The 17,423-nt window shown below is 43.9% G+C and carries 14 protein-coding genes; 8 read left to right on the top strand and 6 right to left on the bottom strand.

Annotation, left to right across the window (positions count from 1 at the left end):
• Position 1: 1 nt before the first annotated feature.
• Complete coding sequence (locus DBT_RS01020; RefSeq protein WP_067615564.1) at positions 2-352, top strand: DsrE family protein; 351 nt, start codon at positions 2-4, stop codon at positions 350-352.
• A 266-nt stretch (positions 353-618) separates the two neighbouring features.
• A complete protein-coding gene (locus DBT_RS01025; protein ID WP_067615867.1) occupies positions 619-1,857 on the top strand; it encodes a diguanylate cyclase in 1,239 nt (412 codons plus the stop codon).
• Between the two features lie 253 nt (positions 1,858-2,110).
• Here the strand turns inward: DBT_RS01025 and argJ are convergent, their stop codons facing one another.
• From argJ to argS, 5 genes are all read right to left on the bottom strand, one after another.
• The gene (gene argJ / locus DBT_RS01030; RefSeq protein WP_083186525.1) at positions 2,111-3,328 is read right to left on the bottom strand and encodes a bifunctional glutamate N-acetyltransferase/amino-acid acetyltransferase ArgJ; all 1,218 of its coding nucleotides are present in this window, start codon (positions 3,326-3,328) and stop codon (positions 2,111-2,113) included.
• Between the two features lie 18 nt (positions 3,329-3,346).
• Positions 3,347-5,884 (bottom strand): preprotein translocase subunit SecA, encoded by a 2,538-nt coding sequence (gene secA, locus DBT_RS01035; protein WP_067615565.1) that lies wholly within the window; start codon positions 5,882-5,884, stop codon positions 3,347-3,349.
• A gap of 159 nt (positions 5,885-6,043) precedes the next feature.
• On the bottom strand, positions 6,044-6,496 hold the full coding sequence (locus DBT_RS01040; protein ID WP_067615568.1) for an N-acetyltransferase: 453 nt from the start codon (positions 6,494-6,496) through the stop codon (positions 6,044-6,046).
• Between the two features lie 2 nt (positions 6,497-6,498).
• Positions 6,499-7,191 (bottom strand): SPOR domain-containing protein, encoded by a 693-nt coding sequence (locus DBT_RS01045; RefSeq protein ID WP_067615570.1) that lies wholly within the window; start codon positions 7,189-7,191, stop codon positions 6,499-6,501.
• A gap of 192 nt (positions 7,192-7,383) precedes the next feature.
• Entirely contained in the window at positions 7,384-9,054 is a 1,671-nt protein-coding gene (argS, locus tag DBT_RS01050; protein WP_067615572.1) for an arginine--tRNA ligase, read from the bottom strand.
• Between the two features lie 157 nt (positions 9,055-9,211).
• Here argS and cysS point away from each other — a divergent pair, with 157 nt between their 5' ends.
• Positions 9,212-10,684, top strand: coding sequence for a cysteine--tRNA ligase (gene cysS, locus DBT_RS01055; RefSeq protein WP_067615573.1), 1,473 nt, complete (start codon positions 9,212-9,214; stop codon positions 10,682-10,684).
• Between the two features lie 71 nt (positions 10,685-10,755).
• On the opposite strand, the gene DBT_RS01060 is transcribed toward cysS, so the two are convergent.
• On the bottom strand, positions 10,756-11,085 hold the full coding sequence (locus DBT_RS01060; protein ID WP_067615575.1) for a hypothetical protein: 330 nt from the start codon (positions 11,083-11,085) through the stop codon (positions 10,756-10,758).
• Positions 11,086-11,384: 299 nt separating this feature from the next.
• Here DBT_RS01060 and DBT_RS01065 point away from each other — a divergent pair, with 299 nt between their 5' ends.
• From DBT_RS01065 to DBT_RS01085, 5 genes are all read left to right on the top strand, one after another.
• Complete coding sequence (locus DBT_RS01065; RefSeq protein ID WP_067615577.1) at positions 11,385-12,797, top strand: UDP-N-acetylmuramate--L-alanine ligase; 1,413 nt, start codon at positions 11,385-11,387, stop codon at positions 12,795-12,797.
• On the top strand, positions 12,781-13,896 hold the full coding sequence (gene tgt / locus DBT_RS01070; protein WP_067615579.1) for a tRNA guanosine(34) transglycosylase Tgt: 1,116 nt from the start codon (positions 12,781-12,783) through the stop codon (positions 13,894-13,896). Before DBT_RS01065 ends, tgt begins: the two co-directional genes overlap by 17 nt.
• 71 nt (positions 13,897-13,967) lie before the next feature.
• On the top strand, positions 13,968-14,297 hold the full coding sequence (gene yajC / locus DBT_RS01075; protein WP_067615581.1) for a preprotein translocase subunit YajC: 330 nt from the start codon (positions 13,968-13,970) through the stop codon (positions 14,295-14,297).
• 76 nt (positions 14,298-14,373) lie between these two features.
• Positions 14,374-15,597 carry a hypothetical protein gene (locus DBT_RS01080; protein WP_067615583.1) on the top strand — a complete coding sequence of 408 codons (1,224 nt, stop codon included), beginning with the start codon at positions 14,374-14,376 and terminating at the stop codon, positions 15,595-15,597.
• Positions 15,585-17,330: a retropepsin-like aspartic protease family protein gene (locus DBT_RS01085; RefSeq protein WP_067615585.1), complete on the top strand. Its 1,746-nt coding sequence runs from the start codon at positions 15,585-15,587 to the stop codon at positions 17,328-17,330. Before DBT_RS01080 ends, DBT_RS01085 begins: the two co-directional genes overlap by 13 nt.
• The last annotated feature ends 93 nt before the right edge of the window (positions 17,331-17,423 follow it).

Here is a 17,423-nt window from a genome sequence, read left to right on the forward strand (position 1 = left end):
TATGAAGACAAAAGTAGTTTTTCATGTTAATCGGGACGATCAGGAATCGCTGCTCATTGCTCTTGGCAACATGGAGAATCTCCTAAAGGTGGTGCCCCCAGAGGAAGCAGGGGTCTATCTACTTTCCAATGGTAAGTCTGTAAAATTGTTCCAACGTGACAGGGCTTCTGAATATGCTTCCACTGTAAAAAGTCTGTCTGAAAAGGGTGTGCACTTCTTGGTCTGCAATAATTCACTCAATAAGTTTGGTATAAAGCCCGATGAACTTATAGAGGTATGTGAAGTTGTACCAGCAGGTATTGTGGAACTCATTAAATTACAGTCCGAAGGATGTGCCTATGTAAAACCGTAGTTGAATTTCAAGAAGAATTTTTTGTGATTCTTCGTGTGTATTGGAACTAATTTGTAAGCTGATGGCTCTTCTTTTCAGAAGAGTCCATCAATTTTTTTGAAAATATTGATTGGGATTTTTAAATATCCTCATTGACTATTCTGAGGGAGTCCATCATGGTTAATGTGTTGTTTAATTCATCTTAAATTTTCAGAGAAAATTTACATTTAACCTCGGAGAAGGTTAAAAAATAGCTAAACTTGAAATATACTAATTTTATAGCCTTTATGAATTTAAAAAAAAATATCGTATATGCCATCCTAATATGGACCACCTTAGTAGCCGTTTCATTCACTATCAATTATCTGAACGCAATAAAAGAACAAAAAAGAATAGCCATTGAGACTGCTAGATGCGTTTTCGACATTATTCTCACTACCCGTATGTGGAATGCCAGTCATGGGGGCGTTTATGTAGTTGTTAATGATAAAGTCAAACCAAATCCATATCTCAAAGATCCCATGAGGGATTTAGAACTTGATAATGGATTGAAGCTGACAAAAATTAATCCTGCCCTTATGACCAGACAAATTTCTGAGTTTGCAAAGGGAAAAGAAGGCATAGTATTCCACATTACCAGTCTTCGGCCAATCAATCCTTTAAATAAGCCAACTCCCATTGAAGAACGATTCCTCAAAGAATTTGAAAAAGGTGTAAAAGAGAGGGGCATTTTTATTAAGAGGGATGGAAAGACTTTTTACTTATATATGGCTCCCTTAATAACTAAAAAGACATGTCTTAAGTGTCATGCGCGGCAGGGCTATAAAGAAGGTGATATCAGAGGAGGTATAAGCATAACGCTTCCTTTCGTCATGGAGATGCCATGGCTACCTCTGGTGCTAGGACATATCGTCATATGGGTGGTGGTTTTATGTGGGATTGTAATTGCTGGAAATAAATTAAACAACGCCTATGAAGAATTGAGAAGGCAAGCCGTGTTCGATTCTTTGACAGGTGTTCCCAATCGTAACAGCTTATTTAGACGTCTGGTTGAAGAATACAGACGATGCCAAAGATATAGCCAGCCTCTATCAGTGATTATGTGCGATGTGGACGATTTCAAGGCATACAATGATGTCTACGGACATGTTAAGGGAGACGAATGTCTAAAAAAAGTTGCGCAGACCATAAGATCATCACTCAAAAGGCCTGGAGATTTTTGTGCTCGCTATGGAGGCGAAGAGTTTGTAGTACTTTTACCAGACACATCTCTTGAAGGGGCATTACATGTAGCTGAAAGAATACGAGCGAATGTAGAAAAGATGGCAATTCCACATATAAAGTCGCCTATCCAGGTAGTGACTATAAGTCTCGGGGTCGCTGCTGCTGAATGTAATACTTCAATTTCACACTATGAGTTGATAAAGCGCGCTGATATCGCATTATATCTCGCAAAACAGCAGGGAAAAAATCAGATACAACCCTATATTGAAAGCGATCTAAAAGAGGAGACAGTCAATACCTAATCGGTTCTCATAATTTACCGTGGAAATACCCGTTGGGATAATTCGCCTAATATGACAGGAAGAAGGTAGAAGGTAGAAGGAAGAAGCAAGCCTTGCCTGTACCAAAGCCAGAGACTGGAGGGCGAAGACGTTATAAAAAGTTCAAGGTGCAAAGTTCTCTTCCTTCAACTCAAAACTCAAAACTCAACACTTCTGAAATGCTCAACACTTTTATACGGGGGGTGACGAATTCGTTCGTCATGAAAGTTTGGGATTAACTTCTATAGTCTGCGTTTATTGACACATATTCCCTTGAAAGATCTGTGGTGAGGATTGAGGCCTTGCCTTTTCCAAGCCCAAGATCCAGGATGAGTCGAAAAGAGGTTTTCTCCATGGCGGATCTTGCACGTTCCTCTGCTTCCTTTCCTAGGCCCAAGCCATTGTCAACAAGTAGATGGTCATCAATCCATAGCTTTATCTTGGATTCATCCATGGGAATCAGGGTCTTGCCTGCACTTGCAAGGACCCTACCCCAATTGGGATCCTGGCCAAAAAATGCGGTCTTTACAAGTGGTGAATTTGAGATTGCCTGTGCTATTTTTATGGCATCATCCTGGCTCTTTGCGCCTTTTACAACCACTTCTACTGCCTTTGTCGCTCCCTCACCATCTTCAACAATCATTCTGGAAAGTTCCATACATATTGCATCTAGTGCATCCTTAAAGGCAAATAGATTGTCAGAGCCATCTTTGAGGACGTCCCCACCTGAGAGTCCATTTGCCATCACTAGTACTGTGTCGTTAGTACTTGTGTCTCCGTCGACTGTTATCCTATTAAAGCTCTTTTCACATGCATCTTGAAGGAGCTCTTGGAGAAGACCGCCACGAACTCTAGCATCGGTAACAATAAAGGCCAACATTGTTGCATGCGGCGGACCGAGATTTGGGCCGATCATTCCGGCCCCCTTGGCCATGCCGAATAGGCTGATACTTGTGCCATCAAGGTCAAGGCGCATGCCCTTTGTTTTTTCTCTGGTATCTGTTGTGAGTATTGCCTTGGAAACTTCCAGAAGCCCGTCTTCTGTGAGGTTTTCCAAGAGTTCTGGTATGGCGTTTACTATCTTTTCGGCTGGAAGCTGTTCTCCGATGACGCCTGTGGATGACATCAGGACCATGTCTTGATCCACACCCAATTCCTTGGCTAGGGCATCTAAAATAAGATTAGTCCGCTTGATGCCGAGTTCTCCTGTACAGGCATTGGCATTTCCGCTATTTACCAAAAGAGCCTTGAGGAGTACCTCTTTTTTTTCTTTAAATCTTTGAATACCAATTTTTACAGGGGCTGCCTTTACTGAATTTTTAGTAAAGCATGCTGCAGAGACTGCTGGAACGTCTGATACTATCATGCCTAGGTCTGGCCTACCCTGGTATCTTATGTTTGCGATTGTAGCTGCCCCTCTAAAACCTTTTACTTTAATCGCAGATGTATCCATCAGAGCGTCCTTTCGTAATTATTTCCTGCCGCAGCATTTTTTATACTTTTTGCCACTTCCGCAGGGACACGGGTCATTTCTACCCACTTTTTTCCCTTGGCGCCGGTAGGTTTGTGGTTTTTGAGCTTCTTCTTCGCCATGACTCAATTTTAGTTTTTCCTGCTTGCGACGCCTTTCTTCTTCAAGACGTTCTATCTCCACCTCGCGCATTGGACGTATTCGTAGAAGAAGACTGAGGGATTCCTCCTTGAAGCGATCTACCATATCAAGGAACATCTGGTAACCTTCCCTCTTGTATTCCTGCAATGGGTCCTTTTGACCATATCCCCTCAGTCCAATACCCTCTCTTAAGTGATCCATGCTGAGAAGATGGTCTTTCCAGAGGTTATCAAGGGTCTGAAGCACAATGAAGCGTTCGACTTGGCGCATCTCTTCACTGCCAAATCTTGCCTCTTGTTCTTCATAGGCCTTAAACAAGGCTTCTCTTATGACCTTTTCAAGTTCTTCTTTGGTAAAGGCATCTATTTCCGAAGGCGAAATGGAAAGTTCAACGCCGAATCCACCGTATAGCCTTTCCTTGAGGGCCTTCCAATCCCATTCTGATGGAGGCGTCTTTTCATCTCCGTAGGTGTCTGCAAGTTTTTCTGCTACCTCTTCAGCAAAGCCCAGTACTGTATCTCTTAGGCTTCCTCCTGCCAGGATTTCCCGCCTCTGAGAGTAGACCACTGTCCTTTGAGTATTCATTACGTCGTCGTATTCGAGGAGGTGCTTTCTTATCTCAAAGTTATGGGCCTCAACCTTTCTCTGGGCATTTTCAATGGCCTTGGAAAGCATTGGATGCTCTATGGGCTCCCCTTCCTCCATACCCAGTTTATCCATCATCTTTTGGATTTTGTCACCGCCAAAGATCCTCAAAAGATCGTCTTCAAGGGATAGATAGAATCTTGAGGAGCCGGGATCTCCTTGCCTACCTGCACGTCCACGGAGCTGGTTGTCAATGCGCCTTGATTCATGGCGCTCTGTGCCTAGAATGTGTAGGCCGCCCAGCTCTCTTACCCCTTCTCCGAGGACAATGTCAGTACCGCGCCCCGCCATGTTGGTGGCAATGGTGACTTTGCCTTTTTCACCTGCGTGTTTTACGATTTCTGCCTCTCTTTCATGGTGTTTGGCATTCAATACCTCATGAGGGATGCCACGCTTTTTGAGCATCTTTGAGAGCATCTCAGAGTTTTCCACGCTGGTGGTACCAACGAGGACTGGCCTTCCGATTTTGTGGAGCTCTTCAATTTCCTTTACTGCTGCCTCAAACTTTTCCCTTACTGTCCTGAAGACAAGGTCTGGGTAGTCTTCCCTTATCATGGGTTTGTGCGTGGGGATGACCACCACGTCAAGATCGTAAATCTTTTTGAATTCCTCTGCTTCTGTATCGGCTGTACCAGTCATACCGGCAAGCTTTTCATACATTCTAAAGAAATTCTGAAACGTTATGGAAGCGAGGGTCTGGTTTTCGCTTTCTATCTTTACCCCTTCTTTGGCCTCCAGGGCCTGGTGGAGGCCGTCAGAATAACGCCTTCCAGGCATTAGACGTCCAGTAAATTCATCTACAATTATGACTTGGCCGTCCTTTACTATGTAATCTACGTCTTTTTTAAAGAGTACATGGGCCTTTAGGGCCTGTTGTACGTGGTGTAGGAGTTCTGTATTTGCCGGGTCGTAGAGGTTATCTATCTTTAACAATTTTTCGCACTGAGCTACGCCTTCTTCGGTGAGGGTTACTGTTCTGGCCTTTTCGTCTATGGTATAATGAAGTTCGTTTTTAAGGTGTGGAATAATGCGATCTACCCTGTAATAGAGCTCTGTAGACTCTTCTGAGGGGCCTGAAATGATCAGAGGGGTCCTCGCCTCGTCGATGAGAATACTGTCTACTTCGTCTACGATAGCATAGTAAAACTCCCTCTGTACCATATCCTCAAGGGAGTATTTCATGTTGTCTCTCAAATAATCAAAGCCAAACTCGTTATTAGTGCCGTAGGTTACGTCGCACAGATAGGCCTCTTTCCTCTCTGCATCGTCGAGCCCATGTACGATCACTCCCACTGTAAGGCCAAGGAATTTATAGACGGCCCCCATCCACTCCGCGTCTCTTTTGGCCAAATAATCGTTAACAGTAACAACATGTACGCCACGGCCGGTGAGAGCATTCAGATATACAGGCATGGTGGCCACAAGTGTCTTACCTTCACCTGTCTTCATTTCAGCAATTTTCCCCTGGTGAAGGACAATGCCACCTATTAATTGGACGTCGTAGGGCCTCATGCCCAAGACCCTCTTTGAGGCCTCACGTACAACTGCAAAGGCCTCTGGAAGAAGGGAATCTAAAGATTCGCCCTTTTGAAGGCGTTCTTTAAATTCCTGGGTCTTTTTAGATAACGCAGCATCATCCAGTTTGGATACTTCTGGTTCAAGGGAGTTTATCTTGTCCACTATTGGACGAATACGTTTTAACTCGCGATCGTGCTTTGTCCCTATTATCTTTGTGAGCAGCTTTGCCAGCATATTATGATATTCTCCTGTATTCTCCTAGCTAAATCCTGCATGGTGAATGCGGGAAAAATTTTAACACGATGGGATTCACCCGAAAAGTGAATTATCGTTCTTGGGCCAACAGCTTTTAACCTGTTATGGTTTACTCATTCGCCATGAAGGATCTAGGTCCTATAATTCTATCATGAGAGCCACTTCATCGCAGTCTGGAAATTTAGGGCATTTTAGACAATCTGACCAGACCTTGTGTGGCAGGATCTTTTTGTCCACTTCTTTGAATCCCATTTTTTTGAAAAAGATGGGTTGATAAGTGAGGGTAAAAACTCGATAGATTTCTAGTGTCAGAGCCTCGGAAATAGCAAATTCTACTAGAGCGGAGCCGATGCCTCGTCCTTGAAACTGCTCCATTACAGCGAGGGACCTGATCTCAGCAAGGTTTTCCCAGGATATGTGTAGTGCGCAGGTTGCAACTATGTTACCTTCCTCATTGACGAACACGGAATAGTCCCGTAGGTGGTCATAGAGATCACTTAGGGACCGAGGTAGCAATAGCCCCTTGTCACCAAAGTGAGTCAGGATCGAGTGTATGTTGGGTATGTCACTAATTTTGGCCTTTCTGATCAAGGTTATCTCACAGGAATTATATATGATTTTTGCTTAAATTTTTTTATGAGTTCCTCTGCCCCCTTCTTGGCCTCCTCTATTGATGGATACCTGCCAATACAGACTCTGTGCCAGATGCCCTTCTTTGGACCTAGGTCGATCTTTTTTACAAATGCCTCAAAGCCCCTGTTCCGCCATCGAAGAACCTCTCGTTGCGCATGCTTCATATCACGAAAAGAGGCGACCTGTAATGCAAAATATGGTCTTGGTTTACTTCTGGATAGATTCTTGCTTGGCTTAGAAACCTTGTGAACGATATTTTCCTGAGGCCTCTGCGGGGTCGATTTGACTTCTGGTTTAATATCTTCTGTAATGAGAGTTTCCTGCGATGTATGAGATTCAGCCTGTTTTTCTTCTTTAAGGACCAAAGATTTTGACGTGGAGTCGTCTTTTTTATGGTTGGAAGACGATTCCTTCATTGTAAAGAGAGGTTTTTCCTCAGAAGGCCTGGCATCGTATGATTCTCTAGACTGAATTTGGGACTCAATAGGCGGGTTAAGGAGTTCTCTGGCTGGGGTTGTAACCTTTTTCCCCACCCAAACCCCTAAGACAAAAGTCCAGATAATAGCTGCAAGGCCGCCGGTTATTACAGCCATAAGGCCTCCCCAACCCATCTCAAGCCTAAAGGGCGGCCTTTTTTTTGTCTTTTTTGCCATTTGTTTCGCCTTTTGCCTACATCATATGCTACATTTGTAGCAGGTAACGGTGCAATCCCCGAAAAAATCTATCATATTGAAATGTATTTGCTTTCAGGGGCGCCGTAGATACAAGGCGGAGGGCGCGAAGTCGTACTCCCTGTACGTCGAGCGCCCGACAACGCAATAGATGCGGTGCCCTGGAAGCAAATACTACATTGTTTCTGGCGCTTCTACCCCCAGAAGAGCAAGTCCGTTTCTTAAGACTTGTTTTACTCCCCTGGCCAGATAGAGGCGGGCAAAAGTAAGTTCTTCTTCATCCGTAATGAATCTATGTTTGTTATAATAGCCATGAAGCTTTGATGCAAGCTCGGTGAGGTAAAAGCTGAGTCCGTGCGGTTCAAAATTGATTGCACATGACTCTACTATTTTGGGAAAGGCCTCCAGCGCTTTTAGTATCGTAAGTTCCTCTTTGGTGTTTAAGAGCTCCACTTTGGGCTGGTCTTTGAGTTCATCGGGATTAATTCCCTTTTCTCTTGCCTTTTCAAATACGCTTGAAAGCCTGGCATGAGCATATTGTACGTAATAAACTGGGTTTTCTTGACTCTTCTTCCGAGCGACCTCCAGATCAAAATCTAGGTGGCTGTCTGAGCGCCTGGTGAGAAAGATAAACCTTGCGGCGTCCTTTCCCACATCTTCTAGGACTTCTCTTAGGGTGACAAACTCACCTGCCCTGGTGCTCATGGCCTTCAATTTCCCACCTTCTAGGAGGTTTACAAGCTGAACAAGTATTACCTTTAATCCTTCTGGGTCTTTGCCAAGGGCTTCTATGGCTGCCTTGACCCTTGGAACATAACCGTGGTGGTCAGCGCCCCATATGTCGACGAGTATATCGAATCCACGTTCGCACTTATTTCTGTGATAGGCTATGTCTGCAGCAAAGTAAGTGGTAACGCCATTTGAGCGTCGTACTACCCTATCTTTTTCATCCCCAAAGGCCGAGGATCTAAACCACAATGCCCCGTCCTTTTCATATATATGACCGCTTGCACGTAATTCCTCTATGGTTTGTTCAACAAAACCTGAGTCATGTAAGGTTTTTTCACTAAACCAATTATCAAAAAGACAGTTAAAGTCCTCGAGGTCTTTTTTGATGCCGAGGCTAATGTCTTTTACTGCAACCTCAGTGAAAAAATCGAGGCACTCTTCTAATGGAACGTCAAGAAACTTGTCGCCCTGGGTCTCAACGACCTTTTTTGCAATTTCTCGTATGTATTCCCCTTGGTAACATTCCTTTGGAAATTCGATTTCACGTCCAAAGCATTCTTGATATCTAAGATAAACGCTTTTACCAAGGGTGTTCATCTGATTCCCGGCATCGTTAATGTAGTATTCTCTCTGGACTTCATAGCCGGCAAAGTCAAGGATCCTGGCCAGACTGTCTCCAATGGCGGCACCTCTGCCGTGGCCAACGTGAAGCGGGCCTGTGGGATTGGCGCTTACGTATTCTACTAGTACCCTCTTGCCCTGTCCGGTGTCAGTTCTGCCGTATGCATCGCCTTGGGACAAGATGTTCTTCAAGTGTTGTTGCCAGTATGACTCAGCAATGAAAAAGTTTAGAAAACCTGGACCTGCTATCTCGATTTTTTTGAAGATTGAGTCCTTTTCAAGTAGGCCTTTTAAGATTTCGCCAATGGCCCTTGGGGGCATTTTTAAAGGCCCTGCCATGGCTAGTGCGATATTGCTGGAGTAGTCTCCATGGGCCTCTAGCTTTGGGGTAGAGATTTGGTGCCTGGGTTGAGCACCAGTTTGGGGCAAATCCCCATTTTCTACAGCGGAATTAAACGCCTCTATGACCTTATTATAAATAATTTTTTGTATCATGACGCTTGAAATTAAGATTGTGGCGTCTGAATGTCAAGACTGGATATTTCATATTTGCCCCCTTGAATCTTCAATTGTGCCAACGTGACTTTGACGCATCCCTGAGATTTAAATTAACATTCTTGACATTACAAAAAAAAAACACTATGAGACCAGCATGGCTATTACAGTATATTCATCGCATTTGAAAAAGAAGATCCCTTTCTCCCCTATTGAAGAGGGAAAGGTGCGAATGTATGTATGCGGAATTACCGCATATGACAGGTGCCATATTGGCCATGCCCGTTCCGCAGTGGTGTTTGATTCCATTTTCCGTTATCTCAGAGAAAAGGGTTTTGAGGTAAAGTTTATTAGGAATTTTACGGATATAGATGATAAGATTATTAACAGGGCCAAGGAAGAGGGCATTTCTCCGAAAGAGCTCGCTGAAAGGGAAATAGCCCATTTTTATGAGGATATGGACGCCCTAGGGATTGAAAGAGCAACTTTTGAGCCCAGGGCTACAGAGCATATCCCTGAGATTATTGCCCTGATCGAGACCCTGATTGAAAAAGGTCATGCCTATGAGAGGGGAGGAGATGTCTATTTCAGAGTGCGCACCTTCCCCCAATATGGTGAGCTTTCCGGGAGAAATATAGATGAGTTGAGGGCAGGGGCCAGAATCGATGTAGGTGAGCTGAAGGACGATCCGCTTGATTTTGCCCTTTGGAAAGGGGCCAAGCCAGGAGAGCCAAAGTGGGATAGCCCCTGGGGTGAAGGGAGGCCGGGATGGCATATTGAGTGTTCTGCAATGAGCATGAAATACCTCGGCAATACCCTAGACATCCATGGAGGGGGGCTAGACCTAATTTTCCCCCATCATGAAAACGAAAAGGCTCAGTCTGAGGCTGCTACTGGGAGACCATTTGTCAACTACTGGCTCCACAATGGTTTCGTCACAATAAAAGGCGAAAAGATGTCCAAGTCCTTGGGTAATTTCATAACCATTAAGGACATCTTGAGTGAATTTCACCCTGAGGCCCTGCGTTTGTTCTTGCTGTCCAAGCACTATAGGAGTCCGTTGGACTATAGCCCTGAGGCCCTGCGTGAAAATGAGGCAGCTATATCGAGGTGCTACTATACACTATTTGAAGCCTTAGATGTCATTGAAGCTCCTGTTAAAAAGAAGCGGCCGATAGAAGGTCGGGCCCAGGATGCCCTGAGGGAATTGGAGGGAGTCAAACAGGCATTTTATTCGGCCATGGACGATGATTTCAATACAGCGAAGGCCGTAGGTCATCTATTTGAAGGGATTCGCCACTTAAACACTGTTATAGAAGAGGCAAAACGCCGACCCTCAGCCCTATATAAGGATGAGTTACAAGAGGCACTGAAAACGTTTAGCACCATAGGTAAGGTGCTGGGTATTTTACAGGAAGATCCCAAAGAATTTTTAGAACGTAGAAATATCTCCTATCTTAAGAGTATTGGACTTACCAAGGAATATGTTGAAGACGCCATAAAGAGGCGTGAACTGGCAAGAAAGGCCAAGGATTGGCAGACAGCAGATTCCATTAGGGATGAACTTCAAAGTAAGGGAATATCCCTCATGGATACTCCACAAGGGACGAGGTGGCGGATAGAAAAATAGAGCATTTGGGCCCCCTTTTTCACTTTTGAGAGGGATGGGCCCTTTCCTGAGTTGGAACAATAGGAAGGGAGTTAAGGTTCAAGGCTCTTTTCCAAAACCTTTTGGAGTTCCTCGTCTTCTATTACATCCTCTATCTCTTTGATATCAATATCGATATCGGAATCCCCCAATTCCTCTTCTTCGCCTACGATTAAGTCGGAGACATCTATTTCAGAAAGATCTACAGATGGGGTAGCCTCAGGGGGCTGTGTCTCTGTAACAAGGTCTTGGAACCAGGAAAAGTCGGGTTCTGGCTGTGGGAATTGGCCGAGTTGTTTTTGGACTTCTGTAAGGTCCTCGCCACACGTGTTACAGATGCTAATATGATCCCATGATATGTTGCCGCACTTGGTACACCTCATAAATGCCTCTTGTTTTTTAATGGTTATTCTGTAGTTATTAAATAGTAAGTTATTATTCAAATTTACAAAAGCAAAAACACTTTGTCCATTTGGTAAAGAAATGGATCGGGACTTTTCCCCTCAGTGGCCAATGCCCAAAGAGGGAAAAGTCTGTTTTTGTCTTGAGTGTGGATGTGGCCAATATTTTTTTGTTTGTACCTAAATCCTGCAATTGACGAGTTTGCCCAAGATGCGAGGTGCGAGGGAGGTTTATTTGCCCCCTTTTGCCGTGCAGGATATAGGTTGTAAAGTGTGGACCTATGCTTCAAAAACTTGTGCACTTAATAGGGATTTCAGGGACTGGAATGGGTGCCCTGGCAGGCCTTTTGAAAGAAAAAGGTTTCAGGGTCCAGGGCTCAGATACTGCTTTTTATCCTCCAATGGGGCCGTTTTTAAAGGGATTGGGGATTAGACTATTAGAAGGCTTCTCAGAAAAAAACCTTGATCCAAGGCCAGACCTGGCGATTATTGGCAATGTTGTGAGGGCGGATAATCCTGAGGCCCAAAAGGTGTTTTCCCTGGGAATACCGTATTATTCTTTTCCAGATGCCCTGAGGGAATTTTGGCTCGTTGATAGGACTGTAATCGCGGTTTGTGGTACCCACGGAAAGACTACTACGAGCTCTCTTACTGTCTCCGCACTTAGGAATAGGACCCCTGGCTTTATGGTGGGGGGGATATTAAAGGACTATGGTCGGGGATTTGACCAGGGCGGCCCTCCTTGGTTTATAGTGGAGGGAGATGAATATGACACTGCTTTTTTTGATAAGACCCCTAAATTTCTTCATTATTGTCCAAGGTATGTCATTCTAACAAGCATAGAATTTGACCACGCAGACATATATAAGGACATTAATGAAATTAAAGGGGCCTTTTCGAGGTTGATGGAACAGTTGCCAGAAGATGGGTTGGTGTCTGCCTGTTCTGATTCTAGGCATGTTTTAGATGTAGTGAAAAGGGCAAATTGTAGGGTTGTCACCTATGGGGTTGGAGAAAAAGCCCAATATAGGCTAGTGGACTATGTAGTAGAAAACGGCGAGACAAAATTCGTGGTGCAGACAAAAGGACGCGTAATTGAAGGCAAAATTCGACTTCCAGGGAGACATAATGCCCTAAACGCCACTGGAGTTCTTTGTCTTTTACTCGAGATTGGTCTTGATGAAAAGGAGGTCCTAGATGGCCTTTATAAATGTGGAGGGGTAAAGAGAAGGCAGGAGGTTGTAGTAGAGGCCTCTGGCATCACACTTATTGATGACTTTGCCCATCACCCAACAGCAGTTAAAGAGACCCTTACGGCCTTGAAAGAACGGTATAAACAGAGGCGCCTGGTTGTGGCTTTTGAGCCGAGAACAAATACAAGTAGAAGGAGTGTCTTTCAGAGGGTGTATCCAGAGGCCCTTTCTCTAGGCGACCTTGTCCTCGTACGTTCGGTTCCAGACCCTGAAAAGGCACCTCCTGGAGACAGATTTTCGTCAGAGACTCTTGTGGAAGATCTTAATGCCATGGGCAAGTCCGCGTTCCTTTTTAAGGATGGAGATGAAATATTAGCTTATCTTAAAGACGAGCTTAAGAGTGGAGACGTCGTTGTGGTCATGTCAAATGGTAGCTTTGATGGCTTAATTGAAAAGATGACTGTTTTTTTGAGGGGTAAGAATCATGCCCGATTCCTTTAAAATCCTCCATAGTAGTAAGGACGGTCCTTATCGGACAGGGATTCTCAATCTATTTCACGGTCAAGTAAAGACCCCTTGTTTTATGCCAGTTGGTACTCTTGCCACAGTAAAGGCAGTGAGTCCTGACGAATTAAAAGAGGCAGGGGTAGGGTTCATCTTATCTAATGCATATCATCTGTATCTCAGGCCAGGTCATGAGCTCATAAGAGATCTAGGCGGGCTTCACTCGTTTATGAATTGGGATCGCCCAATTCTTACTGACTCTGGAGGCTTTCAGGTCTATAGCCTGGCGTCCATGAGGAAAATTACAGAAGATGGGGTGGTTTTTCAGTCACATTTGGATGGCTCATATCATAAGTTTACACCTGAAAAGGTGATTGCCATCCAAGAGGCATTGGGCTCTGATGTCATGATGTGCCTTGATTGGTGTACTGGTTATCCTGTGGAACGACAGGAGGTTGAAAAGGCTGTTGAGATAACCACCCTTTGGGCTAAACGTTCCATAGAGGCCAGGGAGAGAAGAGAGCTCAGGCTCTTTGGGATCATCCAGGGAGGCATGCACAAAGACCTCAGAAGAAGGAGTGCTAATGAACTCCTCTGCCTTGATTTTGATGGTTATGCAATCGGTGGATTAAGTGTAGGTGAATCTCAGGATATCATGTTGGAAATGATAGAAGAGGTGGTACCAATTGTCCCTCGTTCTTATCCTTTGTATCTAATGGGTGTTGGGACCCCAGAAGATATTGTAGAGGCAGTACATCGAGGCGTTGACATGTTTGATTGCGTTCTTCCAACAAGAAATGCGCGAAATGGTATGGCATTTACCCGTTTTGGAAATTTAAATATAAAGAATGCCGCTTTTGAAAGGGATTCATCGCCCCTTGATCCAGAGTGTTCTTGCTATACCTGCAGTAGATTTTCAAGGGCCTATCTCAGACACCTTTATAAGTCCAGGGAACTTTTGGTATATAGGCTACTTACTATTCATAACATCTTCTACTATATGGAACTTATGAATTCTATTAGGCAGAGTATAGAAAAAGACACTTTTATGGATTTTAAAAAGAGGTTTTATGAGCAGAGGGCAAACAAAAAATAAATGAAAATGGGTTGAAATGTCAAAAATAATCCAGTCTAATAGGCTAAAATCCTAAAAAAGGAGATAATGATATGGACTTCCACTTGATTCAAGAGGCTTTTGCAATGGCCCCCCCACAAAATGGCCAGGGCGGGGGAAATCCTTTAGTTGCCTTTTTACCCCTTATTATCATTTTTGGAATATTTTACTTTCTCCTTATCAGGCCCCAGCAAAAACGGGCTAAAGAACACCAGAATTTTCTTGCCAACCTTAAAAAAGGCGATGAAGTGGTCACAAACGGTGGAGTCATTGGAAAGATCGTAGGTTTAACAGAAGATGTTGTTACATTAGAAATAGCAGAAAAGGTGCGCGTCAAGGTGCTTCGTAATTCAATAGCTGGTAGTGTGACAGCCAAAAATTAAAAAATTCTTAATGAATTGTTGGCCTTCAGCCGATAAACTGAAAAGATAAGTTATATAATTCGGTTGGAGGCCTTTAATGAAGAAGCAAAATCTGTTTCTTTCAGTCTTAATCTTTTGTGTTTTTCTGATCTCCGGATGCGGATCAAAGGTCATAGAGACAGTATCTCCCTTAACACCTCCTGTTTCTTCAGATACAAGTGGGATTAGTATAGCGATCCTTCCTTTAGCAGATTATACCAATGGCTATTCCATAGATGATGCTGCTAGAAGGCAGATAAAGCTCGAAACCGCTATCAGCTATGAACTCACACGATTGGGGATCTATCCTGCTCTACAAGAAGATGTAATCCAGTGCCTTTCTGATATTGGAGTAATAAAAATAATAGAGACGCCAGAGGTAGGATCATCCCAGAGATTTATTCAACGTGAGCTGTCTTCTGGCTGGTCCGATGAAATGCGTATGGAAGTGCAGAAGATCCTTGCATCTAATAGAGGGAGTTCTCGCTGGAACACAATAAAAACTAAAAAAATTGGTCTTGATCCAGGTACTCTCATGGCAATTGGCCAAAGGCTTGGGGTGGATTATGTCCTCAGAGGGCGGATTGTAGAATACGAGATTAGAGATGACCGTAACCTCAATCCATTGCAAAGGGGAATTCTCCCCTTCTTTTTTGATCTGAGTTCAGCAACTGTGTTTGGAGTTGCAAGATCAGACACTTATGATCTGTGGCATGATGTTAGTGTGGGAGGCCTTTTGGGGGCGGTATTTGGATCGTCAGCCAATCATCCCTTTAATGCTCCATCCAAAAAGACTAGTATTCTGAATGATGGGCATCCAAGGCTTGGAGACTCTGTAGTAAGTGAAAGCGGTGGATTCGATGGTTCCCATGGACTTAACGCCGCATTTTGGGGGGCTGCCGGAGCAGGCGCTGCCTATCTTGCCTACAATGGAGGGAAGGTGCCGGAAGCAGTGGTCCAGGTGACCTTGGCCCTTCAGGATGTCCATACAGGAAAAGTGCTGTGGGCCAACAGGGTAGAAAAAATGGTCCAGCCCAAAAGTGTCTGGTCAGATACTAGTGTTAGAACACAGGTTGATCTAGCTGTTGAAGAGGCAGCCAAGAGTCTTGTCCAGGGTCTCGCGAAGGTTTTAGAAAGTCTTACAAGAGAAGCTTCTAAAGAACACTTCACTTACTCTTTCAAGAAAACACCCAGTTTTGAAGAGGAGCTAAAGGTTATACCAAAGGTTCCAGAGACATTAGAGGAAAAAACAGGAGAGCTTCCTGAAGAATGGGGGTCATAAGAGAAATGAGGAATGCGGGCATTTCTAAATTAAGTTTCGTTATTCTTACCCTTATAACATCTTTGTTTATCCCATTCTTAAAGGCCTATGGTGTGACTTGCAGCACAGAAAATGGCCTTCTTTTTGTGTCCCCTAGTGAGATCGTTTTTTACATAAGTATTGAAGATTCCAAGGATCCTACCCCCGTTACCCTGAATATTGATGGCCAGTTATTTTCAGGAAATGGAACCACTACGACTTTATGTTGGACTGCTGTTTCGAGTACAGATTGGATCGAATTCCAAGGCCTCGACAGTCGAATCGTGAGTGGCCAGGGACAGGGAGGCAGTCTTCAGGTAACAGTGGATATTTCCAAATTGCCTTTTGACCAGATGGCTTATTTAGGGGGAACCTCTACTAGCTATGAAGGAAATATAACCATTTCCAGTAACCTCGTAAAAACCGAAGCCTTGGGTGGAACAGGGATTATTGAAGAAAGGACTATCCCTGTAAAGGTGTATGTGAATAGTCTCAGAATTGTAAAGGAAGAAAACCTTTCAACCTCTCAATCGCTTTCACTACCAATATATATTCCGGTTTCAAAAAATATTCGTGGAGCCCTTTATGTATTACTGGAACATACAAGACTTCTGCCTGATCAGGTGCTTGCATATCGTGTTGATTCAAATAATGAGGCAAGGTATGACCTCTTTAGTGATAGGGGGCATCTCACAGATGAGGCCGGAGATCTATTTTTTGCCCCAGACATTCAAAATGTCCCAGTGATGGTACCTTATAGTTTAGATGACACATTTCCCCCCATGCCATATCAATCTTTTAATTTGCCATCAGCCGATGCCAATTCCTCTTTGAGCAATGTTAAAGGCTATATCCCCGTAAATATTGGTGAAGGATTAAAACTTAAGGGGCTAGAGGGTGACTTGATTGTGCGCGCTCTAGTAGGAGATCCAAAGAATATTAAAAATTGGAGACTCTGGAAAGAGCTCCTTTATGAAGTGGTCCATATTTCGCCAATAACAGGTACTTGGGTTGTCACCGAAGAATTTAATGGAAAGAACTACTCGTACATAAAAGAAGACGGGACAGCGTATCCTTTGGTCCTTACAGAGGGCAATGGATCGTTGGAAGGCAGGTGGCTCATGCCAGATACGACCATCCATCTTAGTGTGCAATATCTGGATAGGCCTCAAGGTGGTTATGAGATATATTTTCAAGAACCAAGCAATTTATTTGGTCTAGTAGAATACCTTTATACAATCGAAACTATTGAAGGGTCCGGATACATTGAAGGCACCTGGCAGTATAGGATAGTAGGAGACTCTAACTGGTCAATACCACAAAAATTTTCAGCAATTCGTCAAGAGGTAGTGATACCCCTCAATAAAGATTGCAATTGTTATTTAGTAGATGGCAAGGTGAATGGCTATCCCATACAGTTCATAGTGGATACTGGAGCATCTACGGTATTGTTAAGTTCAGCCGATGCCCAAAATATGGGAGTGGATTTGAGTGATACCAGTCGGTGTGTGCCTGGTTCAGTTACTGGTGTTGGAGGTCAGGTAAGTGCCGTGTTTTGTATGGTGGATATAGAGCTGGGAGGATGGCTACTGAAGCGCAATGTGTGGGCTGGTTTTTCTGATACCTGGTCTGGCCCTGGGCTTTTGGGGATGACTTTTTTGGATACTATTCATGTTTCAAAAGGTTCTGATGGAACTCTAATTTTAGCCCCATGATGCATCCCACAAGCAGAGTGTGCGTAATTTGTTAGTTTGACAAAAATTGTCAGCATTTGATCAAAAAATGTCATCTTAGGGCTCAATTTGTCA

This window comes from Dissulfuribacter thermophilus, assembly GCF_001687335.1.
GTDB lineage: Bacteria > Desulfobacterota > Dissulfuribacteria > Dissulfuribacterales > Dissulfuribacteraceae > Dissulfuribacter > Dissulfuribacter thermophilus.

Bases quoted from the DNA above. Each gene is read 5' to 3' on its own strand.
- argS (WP_067615572.1), bottom strand. From the start codon at position 9,054: ATGATACAAAAAATTATTTATAATAAGGTCATAGAGGCGTTTAATTCC.
- DBT_RS01085 (WP_067615585.1), top strand. From the start codon at position 15,585: ATGGGGGTCATAAGAGAAATGAGGAATGCGGGCATTTCTAAATTAAGT.
- yajC (WP_067615581.1), top strand. From the start codon at position 13,968: ATGGACTTCCACTTGATTCAAGAGGCTTTTGCAATGGCCCCCCCACAA.
- DBT_RS01025 (WP_067615867.1), top strand. From the start codon at position 619: ATGAATTTAAAAAAAAATATCGTATATGCCATCCTAATATGGACCACC.
- secA (WP_067615565.1), bottom strand. From the start codon at position 5,884: ATGCTGGCAAAGCTGCTCACAAAGATAATAGGGACAAAGCACGATCGC.
- argJ (WP_083186525.1), bottom strand. From the start codon at position 3,328: ATGGATACATCTGCGATTAAAGTAAAAGGTTTTAGAGGGGCAGCTACA.
- DBT_RS01045 (WP_067615570.1), bottom strand. From the start codon at position 7,191: ATGGCAAAAAAGACAAAAAAAAGGCCGCCCTTTAGGCTTGAGATGGGT.
- tgt (WP_067615579.1), top strand. From the start codon at position 12,781: ATGCCCGATTCCTTTAAAATCCTCCATAGTAGTAAGGACGGTCCTTAT.
- DBT_RS01065 (WP_067615577.1), top strand. From the start codon at position 11,385: ATGCTTCAAAAACTTGTGCACTTAATAGGGATTTCAGGGACTGGAATG.
- cysS (WP_067615573.1), top strand. From the start codon at position 9,212: ATGGCTATTACAGTATATTCATCGCATTTGAAAAAGAAGATCCCTTTC.
- DBT_RS01020 (WP_067615564.1), top strand. From the start codon at position 2: ATGAAGACAAAAGTAGTTTTTCATGTTAATCGGGACGATCAGGAATCG.
- DBT_RS01080 (WP_067615583.1), top strand. From the start codon at position 14,374: ATGAAGAAGCAAAATCTGTTTCTTTCAGTCTTAATCTTTTGTGTTTTT.
- DBT_RS01060 (WP_067615575.1), bottom strand. From the start codon at position 11,085: ATGAGGTGTACCAAGTGCGGCAACATATCATGGGATCATATTAGCATC.